Below are 18242 nucleotides of genomic sequence, written 5' to 3' on the forward strand. Positions count from 1 at the left end.
GCTCGGTTTGCGTGTATGCAGCTACTCTTCAAGTGCGTTTACCTCGGTGACCTTGCCGGTCTTTTCGTTCACGCGCAGCGTCTTGATCTCAAACGGCCTGAAGTCACCCGTCCAGGACGTGTGTGCGAATCGCAGGTCGATATGCGCGTGGGCTGCCCGACCCTGTGTCTCGTAAGCGCGGAGAATGGTATCAGCGCCAACTTCCGCCTGCTTCACAGCGGAGATGACGATATCGTCTGCATCGACATTCATGAAGCCGTCAGACTCCGGACGGGTGCCCGGATGGATGCCCTGATAGATAATGGGAATCTCCGTAACCAGCTTCTCTGCCGTGCGCGTCAGATCGGCGTCTTGCCAGGTGCCGGCGTGGGGCACCAGCAGCATGCGGAAGTTCTGCACTCCCTGATCCATCCACTGATAATCAACGCCGGCCTGAAGGGTGCGCGGCTCATGGTGCGCGAACACCGCGGACCGCGCGATCGATACGCGCAACTCGCTGCCGTCCACGCTATAGCCGTACTTTGCATCGTTCACAACGCCCAGGCCGCAGGCCTGACCGCCGGCCGCACCGCTCACGTCCACCCAGCGCTGACCAGGATTCTCGTCACCCTTCGTGTCGCGCTGCATGGCTCCGTAGGCGATCTCGTAGGTGGCTTTCGGTTCATCCACGTTCACCGGGAACGCGAACTTGAGCATCTTCTGGTGCTCATGCCAATCGAGTGAGACACGTGCCTCCAGCTCACGGCTGTCAGCATAGAGGATGTAGTCGATCGTGAGGCGCGAGGCGCCGTAGGTATACCGGGCCCGCACGCGTCCGCGAAGTGGCCCATCTTCGAGGACCTTCGTTTCCTGCAGAGCGAAAGTGCCGACCTCGCGGTCGTAGGAGCGAACGTGGTGACTCCAGGTGTCGCTCGGATCATCCAGCACGATGGCGCGCATCCCTCCGCCATTGCGGGTGTCAGCTCCGCGAAGCACCTCGCGATTGTTCTTCTTGTCGAAGATAGAAATCGTTCCGTCGGCAAACATGCGAACCTTGAGATGCGCGTTTTCAAGTTCGCTATCGCTCACGTGGAGCGCGGAAGGCGTTGGCGAAGCCGAAGCCACCTTGTGAAGGCGAATCTGCCGGTAGCCCATTGCGGGAACCTGTACGTCGGCAGCCAGGCCCACGCGGTCGCTCACTGTGGTCGTCGCCGGGATCCACTGGAACGGTATCGGGCTGCCATGTTCATCTTCGAGCGCTGACGGGTTTTTGGTGTTCCAGCCGAGGTCGTACTCGATATGCAAGTTGGTGTTCCAGGCGTGTGGGTTGAATACAACCAGGTACTTCGAGTCAGGATCGCTTGTGGGTATCTGCCAGGCAAGCTTCTGGGCAGCCAGATACATGGCATCATGAGCAATGTCCTGCGCTCGGCCGAAACCATCGCGGGCGGCTTCAAAGTAAGAGGGCAGTGTGGTGGCGGCCATGCTGTCATGGAACTGTAGAAGCAGGACCTTCTTCCAGGCCTTCGTGAAATCTTCTTTGGGGTAAGTCGCCCCCCATGCAATGTTGCCGATGGCAGAAATCTTTTCGGCAGTGGCGAGCACAGACTCGGTGGAGCGGTTCAGCTTCTTGAGCTCCGAACCTGCGGTATACGTCCCCACCGAGTGATGCTGCAGGTCATCGGCAATCGTGTGAATCTGGCCCAGAGAGGAAGACTTGCTCATCTCCGAGAAGTACTGGTCCGGCGTGCTGAAGACAAGTTCGGGCGCGCCAGTCTCGTGCTGGATGCGATGGATGGAACTGATATTGATCTTCGTGGGACCGCCGCCGTGATCACCGATGCCGTAGAACTCCATGTCGTCGCGCACCGTCTGCCCATGCAGAAGGTCAATCTCCTTGAGCATGTGGCTGCGCACGTCGCCCGGATCGTCATAGGCGAGTGGGATGCGGAACGTGAGAGCCTTCGTGCCATCGATTCCTTGCCACCAGAAGAGGTTCGATGGAAGCTGCTTTTCGGTGGCATTCGGGCGCATAAAGACGTAATACGGCATGCCCTGCAGCTTCAGGATCTGCGGCAGGCTGCCGGTGTGGCCGAACGAGTCAGGATTGTAGCCGACGCTGGCACGAAGGCCGAAAAGCCGCCTCAATGTTTGTTGTCCGTAAAGGCCTTGGCGGATCAGCGATTCTCCGTTGGGGATGTTGACGTCAGGCTCCACCCACCAGCCACCCACCAGGTCCCAGCGCCCTTCCTCAACACGTTTGCGGATTTCGGCAAGCATCGCCGGATCGCTGTCGGCAATCCACTCATAAAACTGCGATGAGCTCGTCGTCATCTTGACTTCGGGATCTTCCTTCAAGCGCTCAAGGGCGGAGCGGAAGGTACTGTGAACGACCGCGTTAGTCTCCGAGAGGGGCCAGAGCCAGGGAGCATCGATATGTGCGTTGCCGATCATGTGCAGCCGCAGGCCGCGCGCTTCGGCAGGCCACTGTCCGTCGGGGAGAGCGCTGGCAGCCGGTGCATTGACGGATCCATTCGGCTGCTGGGCAACGAGCGAATGAGCTGTAAAAACCAGACCTGCCACTAAAACCGAGGCCACATGCCTGCGAAAGAATGGAACTTCACTACGAACGCCCATACCACCCCTCGAAGAGATCCCACGGTGCAACCGAAAAGGATTGCAGGCGCGAGGCGATTCCGTATTGGAATCGATTCCATAATGCGGGTACTTCGGACTATACGGAATCGCTAGGACCGTGTCAAGGAAGCAACTATAATCCTTTCCACCCCCTATCTGTAGAGTTTCGGGCCGGTTGCCCGGAAGGCTTGCAAGGGACTTTGGAGCACTCGCTCGATGATTCGCGCTCGCAAGAAAGTCAAAGTTTCAGCGCCTGCACTCGCCGACGTGGCGCGCATTGCCGGCGTCGGGTCCGGCACCGTTTCCCGCGTTATTAACGGTGGGAAGAACGTTAGTCCCAAGACCCTGGCCAAGGTGCGCGCCGTCATGCAGGAGCTCGGCTACGAGCCCAGTTTCGCGGCGCGCGCGTTGAAGGGGGCGCCTTCCAACACCATCGGCCTGATCGTTCCGACAGTAGCCGATCCCTTCTTTTCGTCCTCGGCGGCCGCCATTCAAGAGGTCGCCGGCCTGCACGGGACACTGGTGCTGTTGGCCGCATCGGAGAACGATCCGCGCAAAGAGGAGCAAGAGGTCAGCGCGCTCATTCGCCGCCGGGTAGACGGCATGATCTTGGCACCCTCCCCGGGCTCCAGCCGCACTCTGCTCCAGCACGCTGCATTTCCGGTGGTCTGCTTTGACCGGCCCATGGCGGATGCTTCGCTCACCACTGTTTTGGCAGACAACTACGGCGGAGCGCGGGTAGCAGTTGAACACCTGGTGGATCGGGGTTACAAACGTATCCTCTGCGTGGGTGGATACGGTGGGCTGCTCACGAGCCAGAAGCGCTTCCAAGCGCATAAGGATGTGGTGCGGGAAGCCGGCCTGCCCTACCTCGCTGAACTGGGGGCCGAGGACTTTGTCTCTACCCAGTCAGCTCTTCTGCGGCACATCCGCGGTGCTGACCGGGTAGATGCAATCTTCTCGACTAAGAACACCACAACCGTTTGCATTTACAAAGTCCTGAAGGAACTCGGCGTTCGCATTCCAGGACAGATCGGACTGATCGGCTTCGACGATTTCGATCTGGCCGACGTTCTCGATCCGCCCATTAGCGTGGTACGCCAGCCTATTACCCGCATCGCCACGAGGGCGGCGGAGTTGCTGTTTGACGAAATGGACCACCGCAAGCCCGCATCCGCCATCACTACGCTGGATGTGGAGTTGGTTCTGCGGGGCTCTTGCTGAGCACTGGCCGATGCGACGGCGATTATCCAGCTTGACATCTGTGGATACGCGGCCCACCATGAAAGTGGTATCGATTCCAAACGTGCCAGACTGTGGGCCGCCCGAGCTTCGAGGCAGTCTGGACGCTTCGGTCTCTCGTGTAGCGCCCTATGAGCGAAAAACCACCGTTTCCGGTCACACGCCGCGGATTCCTGCAGGTAGCCGCGGGTGCGCTCGTGGTTCCGCAGACTGCTGGAGATGCATGGGCCGCGGCGCCGCCCGGCAGGTCCTTTGCCACCAGCAATCGCCCTGCACAGTTGTCGGAGAATCTCTTTGTGCTCCAGGACACCTGCAACGTGTACCTGGTGCGCAACGGTGAACGCGGGCTGCTGGTCGACTTCGGTTCGGGAAGAATTCTGGACTTTCTGCCGGAACTCGGTGTCACTCAAATCGAGCTCATTCTGCACACGCACTATCACCGGGATCAGGCCCAGGGTGATCTGCTGGCGAATGCGCGAGGCATTCCCATCGCTGTCCCGGCGCACGAGAGACACCTGTTCGAAGACGTGGAGCGGCTTTGGGCCAATCGCCGGGTCTTCGATCTCTACCAGGTGCGAAACGAGTTCTTCTCCCTCACACAGAATGTGCCTGTTTCCAAGCTGCTCCACGACTACGAAACTTTCGATTGGCGGAGCTACTCGTTCTTTGTGCAGCCAACACCCGGGCACACCATCGGTTCGATCACTCTGGTTGCGCAAATCGATGGCAAGCGGACCGCGTTCTGCGGAGACCTCCTCTTTGCGAGCGGGAAAGTCCAAAACCTCTACGACCTGCAGTACTTCTACGGCGAGCACGAGGGCGTCGATTTTTCCCTCTACTCCGTCAACGAACTGATCGACACAAAGCCGGACCTCTTGTGCCCTTCCCACGGAGAGCCAATACGCGATCCTGGTCCCGCGATGCAGCAGGTGCAGGCTCATCTGCTGGAGTGGTATCACTACTGGAAGCCAACCGGCACGCCGACGTATCAATTCAAGTCCACACAGGTAAGCCCTCACCTCATAGCGCACCCGCTTCCCACCTCCACGTTCTACGCCATTCTGAGCAAGAGCGGAAAGGCCATGCTGGTCGATTACGGATCGGCAAGCTGGAACTTTTTCCAATGCTTCCGCGATGCCACTGACACCTACGGTCGCATGCGCTTCGTGGAGCACAGCCTCAGAGCGCTGCAGTCGGAACATGGCGTGAGCAGCTTCGACGTGGCGGTAGCCTCGCATATCCACGACGATCACGTGAACGGATTTGCACATCTCGCGCGGCGCTATGGAACACGAATCTGGTGCTACGAGAATAATCGGGAGATCTTCCGCAACCCGCGCGGGCGTAACCTGGGCTGCATCCTGGCGGAACCCATTGAGGTGGATCGCACATTCCAGCACGGCGAGCGTTTCCAGTGGGAGGAGTACGAGTTCACCGTAATGCACTCGCCCGGCCACACCGAATACCAGATGGCGCTATTCACCACCATCGACGAAACTCCGGTGGCGTTTACTGGTGATGCCTTTTTCAGCTACGACAAAATAAAGCTGACGCACAACCTGATCTACCGCAACGATGTGCGGGTGGGTGATTATCTCCGCTCCATCCAGAACGTTCAGGAGATGAAGCCGCAGCTCATCGCCCCAGGCCACGGTGAGCCGTTCAAGCTGAACGACGGAATGATTCAGGAGTTCGTGGCGCGCGCCCAGCGGCAGGATGCAATCTTCGCCAGTCTCATTGCCAATCCGGTAACGAACTTCGGACTCGATCCCGCATGGGTGCAGATCTATCCATACCAGGCGGTCGCAGTCGCGGGACAACCGTGCGCGTTGGAGATCCGCGTGCGCAATCACAGCCCGGAGCCCCTGCAGGTCGAAGCGGCACTGGTACTTCCGGCGGAATGGCTGAGCTCCCAGGGCCGGCTGAGATTCATGGTAGCGGCGCACTCAGTGGCGAGCCATCCGGTCACCATCACAATTCCGCGCTCGGCGTACAAGCGCGGACGCCGCCGGGCCATCGCAGTGGATGTCATGGTGAACGGCGCACACCTTGGGCAGCTTGCCGAAGCCGTGGTCGACATGAGCGAGCCGGACAGCTTGCGAATCAGTTTGTAAAGGAGAGTCAGGTTGAGCGTGAGTCAGGGAACACTCCCGGCGGAGCAGTTGACCGCCATCGTGAAGAGGCAACTGAAGCAGTCAATCGCAGTGATGCAGAGCGTGCTCGAGGATCCGCAGATCGCCGAGACCGTTGCCGCGGCGGCGGAACGTACGGCGCAGGCCATGAAGCAAGGGCGCAAGCTGATGGTGGCCGGCAACGGCGGGTCGGCTGCCGATTCGCAGCATCTGGTGGCGGAGTTCGTATCACGCCTGACGGTGGACCGTCCGGCGCTTCCCGCCATCGCCCTGACCGTGGACACGTCGATTCTGACGGCCATCGGCAACGACTACGACTACCAGAATGTATTTGAACGTCAGATTGAGGCTCTCGGACAGAGAGGCGACGTCTTCTTCGCCCTCTCCACGTCGGGGAACTCGAAGAATGTCATCAAGGGCCTGCATCGCGCGCGGCAGATGGGGATTGCCACCATCGGATACTCCGGCAACGGCGGCGGCCGCATGACAGAGCTGTGCGACTACTCCATCGTCGTGCCCTCCAGCGTCACCATGAATATCCAGGAGGCGCACATCGCACTGGAGCACATCTTCTGCATGCTCGTGGAGAAGTGCTACTTCGGACCAGATTTCGGGGAGACCAGGCCGGCCGTTCCCGCCGAGTGATCTAAACGCGCGCAAATGGGGTATGCATGGAGGTCGCTCGCCGCGCATACCCCATTCGAGTCTCCGCCCTAGTCGGCCCCTTGCAGTTCAGCCTGGAGTTCCTCCAGAGTGCGTCCTTTGGTCTCAGGATAGACGCGCCATACGACAATGAGTTGCAGCACCATCATGCTCGCGAAGAACAGGAACGGAGCTCCGCTGGAGCGTTGCGCAACCACCGGAAAGGCAAAGGCAATGATGGCATTCATGATCCAGTGGGAGCCGCTTCCGAGACTCTGCCCCTTCGACCGCACCTGGGTGGGAAACACCTCTGCGATGTATACCCAGATGACCGCACCCTGTGAGGCGGCGAAAAAGCAGATGAACGCCATCAACAGCCAAACCAGCATTTCAGGGTGCGAATGCGAGAAGAACACCGCCGCCACACCAGCCAGGCAGAACCCCGTGCCGATCGACCCGAAGATGAGCAGCGTTTTCCGACCGGCGCGATCGATCAGCGACATTCCGATAAACGTGCCCACCAGGTTCATCAGGCCAATCAGGACGGATTGCAGATTACCGGAAAGGCGGCTGAAACCGGCGGCGCGGAAGATGTCGGTAGCGTAATAGAGGATGGCATTGACGCCGGCAAGCTGATTGAACAGGCCAATCGATGCCGCGAGGAAGATCGGCAGCGCGTACCGGCGCTGGAAGAGAGGCACGTCTTCGTGGTTCCCGGTGGAAACCAGAGACGCCTCAATCGCGGCGATCTCGGCCTGCGGGTTCTCTGAGCCCAATTCGCGCAACACAGCCAGCGCTTCAGCGGACCGCCCGCGTGCCGCCATCCACCGAGGGCTCTGCGGGATTGTGTAGAGCATCACCAGGAAGAGCACGGCGGGCAAGGTGGCGATCCCAAGTTCCCAGCGCCACTCCGCCGCTCCCAGGTTCATGGTCGAGATGATGTAATTCGAAAGGTAAGCGGCCAGAATTCCCAGAACGATGTTGATTTGGAAGATGCCGACCAGGCGTCCCCGCCAGCGAGCAGGCGCTACCTCGGCGATGTAGACCGGGCCGAGGACCGAGGAGCCGCCGATGCCTAGGCCCCCGATGAAGCGAAAGACCAGCAGCGCGGGCCAGCTCCATGCCGCGGCGCAACCGATGGCAGAGATGATGTAAAGCATGGCCATGACCCGTAGGGCGGAACGCCCGCCCAGCTTCTGGCCGAGAACCCCTGAACCCGCGCAACCCGCCACCGTACCCCAAAGCGCGATGGAGACGGTGATGCCGAGCGCAACCGCGGAGAGGCGAAACACCTCGCTTAGCTGCTGGGTGGTACCGGAGATGACGGCGGTGTCAAAGCCAAACAACAGGCCGCCGAGGGCCCCGACAGTGCTGCACCTGAGAAGCTGTGCTGTAATCTTCATTGTTCCTCGTGAGGGGGATGCTTGAACGGGCGATGGTGCCCAGACGCTATATCATGGGATCGATTCCAAATTCAGGTGCGAGGAAAGAATGCACTGATCGTTACTGCACTGTCAACAGCCTGCCTGCGGACTCGTTCAAACGGTCAAAACAGAATTGAGCACTGGCTTACACCAAATGCACAATACTCTCGTTGCACGAACATTGTTGCTCCACGATCGCGCGGTGGATTTCCCCGTCCTCGATATGGACGAGGAGGGCCGTCTGACTGCCATCGGAACAGATCCCAAAGCGCTGGCACACGAAAGCACGGTGCTCGGCAGCGGGCTCTTTGACGTGCACATGCACGGCGCAACTGGCATTGACGTGATGACAGCGGACGATGGTCAGATGCGCGCGATGCGCAGGTTCCTGGCCCGGCATGGGGTTGCGTACTTCCTTCCCACTACGGTGACAGCCCCGGTGGACTTCACCCTCCAGGCGCTGGAGCGCATGGCCCGGTCCATCGCCGAAGCACGTGACCGCGATCGACCGGCCGGCGAAGCCGCTCCTCTCGGGATTCACATCGAGGGCCCCTTCCTCTCGCATTCCAAGCGCGGCATGCACCCGTCCCAGGATCTGCAGCCGCCAAGCCTCGAGCTGTTCGACAGGTTGCAAGCGGCAGCCGGCGGCATGATCCGCATGATGACGATCGCCCCCGAAGCGGATGCCGGTCCATATGCGGCTTCGGAGTATGAGCGAGTTTCCGCGGTCGAACTGATCCGCCATGCAACAGCCCAGGGGGTTGCATGTTCCGTCGGCCATAGCAATGCCTCGTCTCAAGAGACGCTGACTGCCATCGAAGCTGGGGCGGTGTCGGCAACCCACACCTTCAACGCCATGCGGCCGCTCAACCACCGTGACCCCGGCATCCTCGGAGTGGTGCTCGACGACGATCGATTGTTCGCGGACCTGATCTGCGATGGAGTTCACGTCGCAGCTGAAGCGGTACGACTCTGGTGGAAATGTAAGGGCCCCAATCGCGCGATCCTGATCACCGACGCGCTGCCCGGCGCGGGCATGGGTGACGGCAAGTTCATGGTCGGCGACGAGTGGGTCACGGCTGACCACGGCCGTGCGCTCGTAACGCGGGATCTGGAGCAGGGAATAGAGACCCTCGCCGGCTCGGTGCTGATGCTGAATCAGGCGGTGCGTAAATTCATGGAGTGTACGTCTGCATGCGTCGAGCAAGGCGTACGGCTGGCGTCGCATAATCCTGCGGCCATGCTGCGCGGCAACGCAACGCACCTTGCGCCAGGGGACTTCGTCAATCTCACCCGGTGGGATCAATCCGGACGCCTCCTGGCCACCTACCTGCGAGGCCGAGAGATCCCTGCCGCGTCATAACGGCGTTCCGGTTCTTTGCGCAGGCATATGTTAGGGCCCGCCAGTCTTCCGAGCTGACCTGTCGTGCCTGGGCACGCTCGCGCTTCGCTGGCTGGATAGTGGCGCACACAGCGCCAATCCGGCAAACATCGCAGACTTTGCCTGAGCCAGGGAAAAAGAAAAGGGCCGGACTGCGATTCAGTCCGGCCTTTTTCTTGCGCTTCAAGGATGGTTAGAAATTGAACTTGAATCCCAGCTGCACTTGGCGGCTGATGTTCGATTGCGAGTTGGAAATGGTGCCGAACGTAGAGCCCGTCACGTTCATGTTCGGGCCGTTTGGAATCCAGGTGTTCGTCACGTTGAACGCTTCAAGCCGGATCTGCGCGTTGTAACGATCGGTGAAGTTGAGGGACTTGATGAGCGAGAGATCGGCAATCGGCGCGCCCGGATTGCGAATCGCGGAAGTATAGAAACCCGTTCCGCGATAGTCCAGGTTCGAGCTGTTGATCACCTGCCACACCGGTGCGCAAGAGCTGGGTTGCCCCTGCACTGTCGTGGCGCCCGGCGTATAGGTCCCCGTCTTGCTGTCGAACGAAGGAGCCAGTTGCACGCAAGGGTTAAACCATGTCTGGCGACTCTTGCTTGCAGCCGTCGGGTTTGCGATCAGGTTCGCGTTAGAAGGAAGTCCAACCGGCGTGCCCGACTGGATCGTCTCGATCAGGTTGAGCTGCCATCCACCCACCGCCAGCTCGACAGGGCGGCTCGCATTACCTAATAGGCGATGACCGTGACCAAAAGGCAGTTCGTACAGAGCCGAGATCACCAGGCGCTGGGGACGATCGTTCGCGCCCACGTTCTTGTGCGGAGCCCGATCCTGCGGATTCAGGAAGGCCAGGGCTTCCTCAGTCCTCGACCACGTGTACGAGCCCATGATGGAGAAGCCGTTGCTGTAACGCTTCTCAACCAGGACCTGAGCAGCGTTGTACCAGAGTTGACCCACAGACTCCTGTCCGTACGCAATCCCCAGAAACTGCGGGTAGGGCAGAAGCAGTTGCTGACGAGAGAGAGTTGCGCCATTCAGATTCGTGTTCGGAACCTGGCCGACAAACGGGTTTGCCACAGCCGTGCCCACGTACTGCGAGGCCGTCTGGTAGGTCCCGCCGTTGCCCGTCGGGGTCGTGCCGACGGTCTGGCGGATCGACTTGATCTGTGCGTCGCTCAGTACGTTGATGTTGCGCGCGCCGCCTGCTTGGTTGTCGTTAGTGTTGATGTTCTGTGTGTGCATGCCCACGTACGAGAGATCGATCTTGATGTCGTGCGGCAGCTGCTGCTGAACGCCCGCAGACCACTGGTCGGCGCGCGGAATCTTGCGATTCACGTTGTTGAAGATGATGCCTTGGCCCATGAACGTTCCCAGTCCCTGAGAACTGCCCACCGGCTGCAGCACCGTCGGGAACGGGTCAGCGAGCGGAGGCGCGTTGGGATCGTTGCCACGCGGAATATAGAGATCGGCCGTTGTGCCGCCGGCAATGTTGTTGGGGATATACGCCGTGTCCTGCGCAAAACCCTGCGCCGCACCGAACGCCGCCTCAGGCAGATAGAACATGCCGAAACCGCCGCGTGCAACCATGTTCTTGAAGATCTGGTATACGGCGCCAACGCGCGCCTGCACGTGGTTGTACTGAGTATTGAACGCGCCCGCCGATTGTCCGCCCACACCGGCAAAGTTAAGACCACCAACCAAGTTCTGGCAGGCAGGGCAAACAGCAGGATCGGCCGCCTGCGCGGCGCCCGCCAGGGGCGAAGTGCCGGTGGTGTTGAATCCACGGTTCATGCGGTTCTGCGACTCCGCAGGCGACCCTTCGATGTCGTACCGCAGGCCGAGGTTCAGGGTCAGGCGGTTCGACACCTTCCAGTCGTCCTGCACGTAGTAGCCCTGGTACCACCAGCGGTACAGAAGGCGCGGCGTGTACTGGATGATGCTGTTGATGCTGCTGTTGGAGGCAGCCGGCGTGCCGAGCAGCAGGCTCGCCGTCGGCGACCCGGAGGTACCGTTGTAAGCAGTCGTCGGATTGGCCTGGGTGAAGTTCGCGTTGAAAGCGAATGCGCCGCCCCCATACACGAACGATCCGCCGCCCGTACCGAACGCGATATTGCGAATGTCGCCGCCAATATGAACGGAGTGCTTGCCGTAGATCATCTGCACGCTGGGCTGGAACCCGATCACCGTGCTGACTCCGTAGCGCGGATTGCGAGTGCCGGCGTCAGGAATGTTGCTCTGGTTGCCGAAGCTGATGCGCGGAGGCACGGGCACGAAGCGCTCCGAGTTGAATCCGCCACTGAAGCCTAGCTTCGTGTCGTCAAAGTTGTAGACCGTCGAGCGATCCACCTTCTCGGTGTAGCGAGCCAGAGAGGCACGGAGATCCATGATTACGCGGGGAGAGAAGACGGTGATGCTGTCCACCACTGCGCTGTCGTTGCTGCGGCCCAGCGGATCCTGTGCGTCATAGAGCGGGCCGGTAAAGTTGTACGATCCGTGATCCACCTGGTTGCGGCGGCCGTGCGCATACCGGAAATACATGCGCTCTTTGTCGCCGAAGCTCTGATCCACGCGACCGAGGTAGTTCTTGAAATGGTCCTCGCTGGTATTCGAGCCGGTCGAGTAGTTGTTCACCAGCAGACCAGTGCCCACATTCGGCTTGGGAAACGCGTTGATCAACTGCATCCCGGGGCTGTTCTGGAAACGCGCCTGCGGGATGATGTTACCCGCAAACGAATCGCGAATGCAGCAATTCCCGTTCGCATCCAGACGGGTTGACCACGGGTCGTAAATGATGGGTTCACCGGCAGCGGAGAAATCGCCCTGTCGTTCCGCAAGCGTAGGAACAGTGGTAAGAGTGGGCGTTGGTTGGACTTCGTGGTAGCTCTCGAAAGATCCGAAGAAGAAGCTGCGATCCTTCTTGATCGGCCCGCCCGCTGCTCCACCCCAGTCGTCCAGGGTATGGCCGCCAAGGTTCTTCCCGGTGACCGGATCCACAGAATAGCGAGGCTGGCCCGCAGCCTTGTTGGAAACGGTGTTCGCATCCCACTGGTAGCGACGCAGGAAGTCGTACACGTCGCCGTGGATGGCATTGGTGCCCGCCTTTGTGGATACGTTGAAGATGCCTCCGCCCGTGCGTCCATACTGCGCGTCGTAGAAGTTGTTGATGACCTTGAACTCCTGCGTGGCGTCAATCGAGGGAATATACGCAACGTTCAGATTGGCATGCGAACGATCGCCCGCGGTGTCGGACACAGCATCGTCCGGGGCGCCGTCAATGAGGAACGAATTCGACTGGCGCAGGCCGCCGTTGATGGAGAAGTTCGCGTTGTCGCCGTTGTCGAACGGGCGCTGGAATGCAGGATTGCCCTGGAACTGGACGCCAGGAACCAGCTGCGCCAGCATGAATGGGTTACGGCCAGCCAGAGGAAGCTGCTGGACCCGTGCTTCGTCAATGAGCGCGCCGCGCGTGGCGGTGCCGGCTTCGAGCAGAGGAGGCGTGTCGCTGACGGTCACAACTTCGCTCACAGCGCCCAGTGGAAGGCTCAGATTGATCTCGATCTTGTCGCCCACATGCAGCACGACGTTAGTCTGCTGTGCGGTCTTGAAACCCTGCGCATCCGCGCTGATCACATAAGTGCCGGGGATAAGAAACGGAATGGTGTAGTTGCCATCTGCTGCCGAGGTAGCCGTGGTGACCACACCCGTCTCGATGTTTTTCGCCGAAACCCTGGCTGCGGGGATAGCGGCCGTGCTGGGGTCTTGAATGCGGCCGCTCACCGTGGCGCGCGTTTCTTGGGCTCCCAAAAAGGCCGGCGCGCAGAAACCCACAACCGCTGCGAACACGACCATCAGAATCTTTCGCGTGAAGCTCCGTGACATGTTTTTTACCTCGGGAGAAGCTTGAGACCTCGAATCGAGCAATTGAAATCGGTTCCAATTGACGAGATGTTAACCATGCGACAGCCGCGACCAAGCTGTCAATGTCATTCTTTATCGCTTCATATTTTTGTTGATAATAAACATTTTAACTCAATATATAGAAGTGGATAAGCTCCTCTGAAGGTAAGGTGGAGTCGATTCCAATATGGTTCGCTTATTAGCCTCATCGCTTCGGTGGTGATGGTGTCAGCTTCACCTGCGCGGCCACGGGCAAGCGCCAGACCATAACCGACGCCAGCGCCACCACCACTTACACCTACGACACCGCCAACGATCTTGGAACCGTCACCTACCTCAACGGCATCCACACCGGCTTTGCCTACGATCAGTTGAATCGCGTCTCCACGGCGGTCTCGCAGGTCGCGGGCTACTCCTACCAGCGCGGCCCCACGGGGAACCTGGCCAACGTCGTCGAGCTGAACGGGCGCACCGTCAACTGGACCTACGACGGCATCAATCGCCTGACCAGCGAGTCCATCACCAGCGATCCGTCAAAGAACAACGGCTCGGTGAGCTATGGCCTCGACCCTGTAGGCAACAGAACGTCGGCGTCCTCTTCGCTCAATGGAATCCCATCCGGCAACTGGAGCTTCAACGCCGACGATGAGGTCTCGAGCGAGAGCTACGACGCCAATGGCAACGTGATCGCCTCGGGCGGCAAGAGCTTCGCCTACGACAGCCAGAACCATCTCATCTCAATGAACGGTGGCGCCGTCCAGATCCTCTACGACGGCGACGGCAACCGCGTAGCGAAGTCAGCAAACGGCATCGTCACCCGCTACCTCGTCGACGACCTCAACCCCACCGGCTACGCCCAGGTCATCGAGGAACTAAGCGGCGCCGGCGTTGTTGAACGCCAGTACACCTACGGTCTGCAGCGCATCAGCCAAAACCAGCCCATCAACAACACCTGGACGATCAGCTTCTACGGTTACGACGGCGGTGGCAATCTCCGCCAGTTGACAGGCGCTTCTGGTGCGGTTACGGACACCTACGAATACGACGCTTACGGAAACCACTGGGCTTCCAGCGGCACGACGCCCAACAACATGTTCTATAGGGGTGAGGAGTACGACTCTGATCTAGGTCTCCTTTATCTGAGAGCCCGGTACATGAACCCGTTGACTGGGAGGTTTGTCTCCCGTGATCCAGACGACGGTGTTCCCACTGATCCCATCAGCCTCCACAAATATCTCTACGGCGACGCCGATCCTGTCGATTTATCCGATCCATGGGGTCTAGCTGCTGCTCCTGTCCTCCCTGTCCCTGAGCCGCCGCCTGCGCCTCAAAAACCCAACCGTGTAAGGCTTGACTACCTCATCATAATTGGCACAATTTCATTGACAGCTCACTATGCCCTGCCTCCACTCAGGAACCAGGTCAATTGCATCTTTGAAGCTGAGGGAGGTGGACTGCGTGCGGTGAGTCAATACCTCGGGGCTCCGCAGGATTTGCTCGTCGATTGGGCATCGTGTTCGGCAATATCAGGTGCCAGAAAACGAGCTCACCAGGATCCACTTCAAGGCCCGTTCCCTCAACCCAATCCGGGGCCAAATCCAGCCCAGCCCAATGGATGCAATCCTTGTCCCCCACTTTCGTGCTACTGGGAACAACAAGGAACCTCACAAGGAAACCATGGATGCCCCGGTAACGTCCATTATCACTGGTACGAGTACAATCAATCGCCTGACTGCAAGTGCCATCCAGACAGAAAGGACGCCTGCGCGCCGCCTGCCAATAGTCAGCTTTGCGGCCCAGGAGCGAAGTGGCCACTATGAGAGACATCACATCAATTATGAATGCGTATCGAGAGTGTTCTCGAAACTTGTGGAACGTGTATTTCGCTCGAAAGGAGAACGTCGGCCCTTCTCTGGACATCTATGAACCGATACGGAAGATGCTTTTTGAATCCATCGTGGTAGATGAACTCTTTTATAAGGGAACTGCTGATGGGACCGATATCCTCCCGCCTGCATTGAAGGTAGTTCCGAAGCATCGCTCCCGACTTCTCGTTAAGGCGCTAGGTAGCCAAGGCAAAGCGAATTATTGGGGAGAGGGTGGAGACTTGTACGTTAGCCCTGACGACATCACGTTGTCATTTATCGACTACTACGATTTCTCAAACATTTCGTTGCGAGATTTTCAATACTACCGTTGTAAGATTCTCCGTTTTCCCAGCCATTCCGACTACGAAGGCAGAGAGGCGCTGCTTCAAGCTATGGATGGGGGGGTATTTCACGATGAGGAGCACGATGATGATCCCTCCTAGATCGACTCTAGCGTTCTGAAGAGGGCGGGTGGCTCAGGTCTGGGGTGCCCTAGGTCTCCCGGTTTTGGAGACCTAGGAGAGATGCGAGCGCCAGACCATGACCGACGCCAGCGGCACCACGACGTACTCCTACGACTCGATGGACCGGCTGACCACCAAGGCTACGCCCGAGGGCACCCTGAGCTACACTTACGATGCCGCCGGCAACCTCGCGTCCATGTCCTCGAACCACACCAACGGCGTCTCCGCTACCTACAGCTACGACGACCTGAACCGCCTGACCTCGGTTGTGGACGCAAACCTCGCCGGAGCAGGCACCACAACGTACACCTACGACACCGCCAGCAACCTCGGAACCGTCACCTACCCCAACGGCATCCACACCGGCTTTGCCTACGATCAGTTGAATCGCGTCTCCACGGCGGTCTCGCAGGTCGCGGGCTACTCCTACCAGCGCGGCCCCACGGGGAACCTGGCCAACGTCGTCGAGCTGAACGGGCGCACCGTCAACTGGACCTACGACGGCATCAACCGCCTGACCAGCGAGTCCATCTCCAGCGACCCCACGAAGAACAACGGCTCGGTAAGCTATGGCCTCGACCCCGTCGGGAACAGAACGTCCGCATCCGCTTCGCTCAATGGAATCCCATCCGGCAACTGGAGCTTCAACGCCGACGATGAGGTCTCGAGCGAGAGCTACGACGCCAATGGCAACGTGATCGCCTCGGGCGGCAAGAGCTTCGCCTACGATAGCCAGAACCATCTCATCTCAATGAACGGTGGCGCCGTCCAGATCCTCTACGACGGCGACGGCAACCGCGTAGCGAAGTCAGCAAACGGCATCGTCACCCGCTATCTCGTCGACGACCTCAACCCCACCGGCTACGCCCAGGTGGTCGAGGAACTAAGCGGTGCCGGCGTGGTCGAGCGCCAGTACACCTACGGCCTCCAGCGCATCAACCAGAACCAGCCCATCAACAATACCTGGACGGTCAGCTTCTACGGCTACGACGGCGGCGGCAGTGTTCGCCAATTGACGAACGCTGCGGGCACGGTCACCGATACCTACGTCTACGATGCCTTCGGGAACTCTCTCCAGACCGGCAATCAGACACCGAACGTTTACCTCTATCGCGGAGAGCAGTTCGATTCCGATCTCGGCCTTTACTACCTCCGCGCCAGATATTACAACCCAATCACCGGCAGGTTCATGGGAAGGGATCCGCTCGGATGGAACCCACTGAGTACGGGGTCAGTGCACAGATATCTCTACGGTCTTGGTGATCCAGTGAATGGTTCAGACCCAAGTGGAGCTTCAGACACAACTGTCGGCAATTTCCCGATCCCTGGAGATCCGGCTCCAACGAGTCCTGACTATGGACCATTGAGACCCACAGGCGCGGTTGAATAAAGGGCTGGTAGTGGGTGCAGTTTCGCTAGGTGCAGTTGCTGGCGTACAGCAATTCGCGGAGGCAGTTGAGTGCACGTATAACACTATTGCCTCATCCTTCAAGGCAATTGTGACATACCGAGTGCCTTACTCGAGCCTAGTCCCAACTGGTCGTTGCACAAAAGGATATAACCAAGACTGCAAACCGTATTACAACGCAATTGACGCAGCCGCAGACGTGGTTAAGACCCGATATTTTGAGATGATGACTGATCCGCTGGATCTCTTCAATACAGCGTACGATACTCCCAACCCGAGCTATCCGAAGGCAGGAACTTGGATCGGTCATCAGACAGCATTTGAAAGTTCGAGAAATAGCCTGCAGAATGCAATTGACGCTGCGGAACGCCATCAATGTCCCGTTAGCCAGTACTATAAGGACCTTGCTGGGCTTCCAACACCCATTCGGCCCTTCTGGAAATGAGCATGATTGACTATCTGACTATGATGCTGAGCACGGATTGGTTCCTGCCGCATTGGCCGATGATTGGCATTGATGTGGAAGAGAGTGCGAGAGTGCCCTTAAAACAGGGGTTTCGCGAGTTGGTTCTGCAAATGATGGGAGGCGTGGATAGCTATTATCTGATCAATTTTTCGCGCCAGCGGAAGGAGGAGACAAGAGCGGAATTCGTACGGCTTGTAACAGAGTCGGGGCAACTTGATCGCTTCAGTGAAGCGATTCAAGAATGGACAGATCTGACGCACGAAGAACTAACAGCGACATGGGTCTTCACGAGGATCACGCGCGAATTGCTTGCAGGTCGCTTACCGCATTATGCGCCTGCACTTGAGCAGGAGCTTCTAGCTAAGATTCAATCCTTCATTCTCGATCCATTGGAAGATGTTGAGTTTTCGCAAATTTGCGCCGACTCACGAACAAAATGGGATCGATATACTCGAACCCTCGAACCAAGCTTACCGGGAGCGCTAGCTGATGTCGCGATTTCGGCGGTCCGCGAGCGTAATTTCAACCTGTTCTGGAACAAGATGAGTATGACACTGTCGGTTGAGGAACGTTATCGCCTTGTAGATTGGTATCGCGCAACCGTGAGATTCCGCGGAGATCGGGAGGATCTCATACCAAGGTGCATGTGCATCTACGATCGCAGAGACGAGAATAGCGGGTGATCCATTAGCTCGGTC

General features: G+C 58.9%; 11 protein-coding genes. 8 read left to right on the top strand and 3 right to left on the bottom strand.

Features of this window, described 5'->3' with window-relative positions:
* Positions 1-21 precede the first annotated feature (21 nt).
* A complete protein-coding gene (locus tag MOP44_RS12935; protein ID WP_260796453.1) occupies positions 22-2616 on the bottom strand; it encodes an alpha-mannosidase in 2595 nt (864 codons plus the stop codon).
* Between the two features lie 216 nt (positions 2617-2832).
* Between MOP44_RS12935 and MOP44_RS12940 the strand changes: the two genes are divergently transcribed.
* The 3 genes from MOP44_RS12940 to MOP44_RS12950 all read left to right on the top strand — a co-directional run bounded on the left by MOP44_RS12940 (position 2833) and on the right by MOP44_RS12950 (position 6635).
* Complete coding sequence (locus MOP44_RS12940) at positions 2833-3840, top strand: LacI family DNA-binding transcriptional regulator (protein WP_260796454.1); 1008 nt, start codon at positions 2833-2835, stop codon at positions 3838-3840.
* A 149-nt stretch (positions 3841-3989) separates the two neighbouring features.
* The gene (locus tag MOP44_RS12945) at positions 3990-5972 is read left to right on the top strand and encodes an MBL fold metallo-hydrolase (RefSeq protein ID WP_260796455.1); all 1983 of its coding nucleotides are present in this window, start codon (positions 3990-3992) and stop codon (positions 5970-5972) included.
* Positions 5973-5990: 18 nt separating this feature from the next.
* Complete coding sequence (locus MOP44_RS12950) at positions 5991-6635, top strand: D-sedoheptulose 7-phosphate isomerase (RefSeq protein WP_260796646.1); 645 nt, start codon at positions 5991-5993, stop codon at positions 6633-6635.
* Positions 6636-6703: 68 nt separating this feature from the next.
* Here the strand turns inward: MOP44_RS12950 and MOP44_RS12955 are convergent, their stop codons facing one another.
* A complete protein-coding gene (locus MOP44_RS12955; RefSeq protein ID WP_260796456.1) occupies positions 6704-8035 on the bottom strand; it encodes a sugar porter family MFS transporter in 1332 nt (443 codons plus the stop codon).
* 175 nt (positions 8036-8210) lie between these two features.
* On the opposite strand from MOP44_RS12955, the gene nagA reads away from it, so the two are divergent.
* The gene (gene nagA, locus MOP44_RS12960) at positions 8211-9419 is read left to right on the top strand and encodes an N-acetylglucosamine-6-phosphate deacetylase (protein WP_260796457.1); all 1209 of its coding nucleotides are present in this window, start codon (positions 8211-8213) and stop codon (positions 9417-9419) included.
* A gap of 211 nt (positions 9420-9630) precedes the next feature.
* Here nagA and MOP44_RS12965 read toward each other — a convergent pair whose 3' ends face one another.
* Complete coding sequence (locus tag MOP44_RS12965) at positions 9631-13320, bottom strand: carboxypeptidase regulatory-like domain-containing protein (protein WP_260796458.1); 3690 nt, start codon at positions 13318-13320, stop codon at positions 9631-9633.
* A 389-nt stretch (positions 13321-13709) separates the two neighbouring features.
* Between MOP44_RS12965 and MOP44_RS12970 the strand changes: the two genes are divergently transcribed.
* From MOP44_RS12970 to MOP44_RS12985, 4 genes are all read left to right on the top strand, one after another.
* Complete coding sequence (locus tag MOP44_RS12970; protein ID WP_260796459.1) at positions 13710-15158, top strand: RHS repeat domain-containing protein; 1449 nt, start codon at positions 13710-13712, stop codon at positions 15156-15158.
* Positions 15159-15214: 56 nt separating this feature from the next.
* Positions 15215-15649, top strand: a complete 435-nt coding sequence (locus tag MOP44_RS12975) for a hypothetical protein (RefSeq protein ID WP_260796460.1) — start codon at positions 15215-15217, stop codon at positions 15647-15649.
* 97 nt (positions 15650-15746) lie between these two features.
* Positions 15747-17060 carry an RHS repeat-associated core domain-containing protein gene (locus tag MOP44_RS12980; RefSeq protein WP_260796461.1) on the top strand — a complete coding sequence of 438 codons (1314 nt, stop codon included), beginning with the start codon at positions 15747-15749 and terminating at the stop codon, positions 17058-17060.
* Between the two features lie 465 nt (positions 17061-17525).
* On the top strand, positions 17526-18227 hold the full coding sequence (locus MOP44_RS12985; protein ID WP_260796462.1) for a hypothetical protein: 702 nt from the start codon (positions 17526-17528) through the stop codon (positions 18225-18227).
* The last annotated feature ends 15 nt before the right edge of the window (positions 18228-18242 follow it).

Origin of the sequence: Occallatibacter riparius (assembly GCF_025264625.1) — a bacterium.
Classification (GTDB): domain Bacteria; phylum Acidobacteriota; class Terriglobia; order Terriglobales; family Acidobacteriaceae; genus Telmatobacter; species Telmatobacter riparius.

What these genes read in the sequence shown, in the direction of transcription:
- MOP44_RS12935 (WP_260796453.1), bottom strand. Translation starts at nt 2,616, where the DNA reads ATGGGCGTTCGTAGTGAAGTTCCATTCTTTCGCAGGCATGTGGCCTCG.
- MOP44_RS12940 (WP_260796454.1), top strand. Translation starts at nt 2,833, where the DNA reads ATGATTCGCGCTCGCAAGAAAGTCAAAGTTTCAGCGCCTGCACTCGCC.
- MOP44_RS12965 (WP_260796458.1), bottom strand. Translation starts at nt 13,320, where the DNA reads ATGTCACGGAGCTTCACGCGAAAGATTCTGATGGTCGTGTTCGCAGCG.
- MOP44_RS12945 (WP_260796455.1), top strand. Translation starts at nt 3,990, where the DNA reads ATGAGCGAAAAACCACCGTTTCCGGTCACACGCCGCGGATTCCTGCAG.
- MOP44_RS12980 (WP_260796461.1), top strand. Translation starts at nt 15,747, where the DNA reads ATGACCGACGCCAGCGGCACCACGACGTACTCCTACGACTCGATGGAC.
- MOP44_RS12955 (WP_260796456.1), bottom strand. Translation starts at nt 8,035, where the DNA reads ATGAAGATTACAGCACAGCTTCTCAGGTGCAGCACTGTCGGGGCCCTC.
- MOP44_RS12985 (WP_260796462.1), top strand. Translation starts at nt 17,526, where the DNA reads ATGATTGACTATCTGACTATGATGCTGAGCACGGATTGGTTCCTGCCG.
- nagA (WP_260796457.1), top strand. Translation starts at nt 8,211, where the DNA reads ATGCACAATACTCTCGTTGCACGAACATTGTTGCTCCACGATCGCGCG.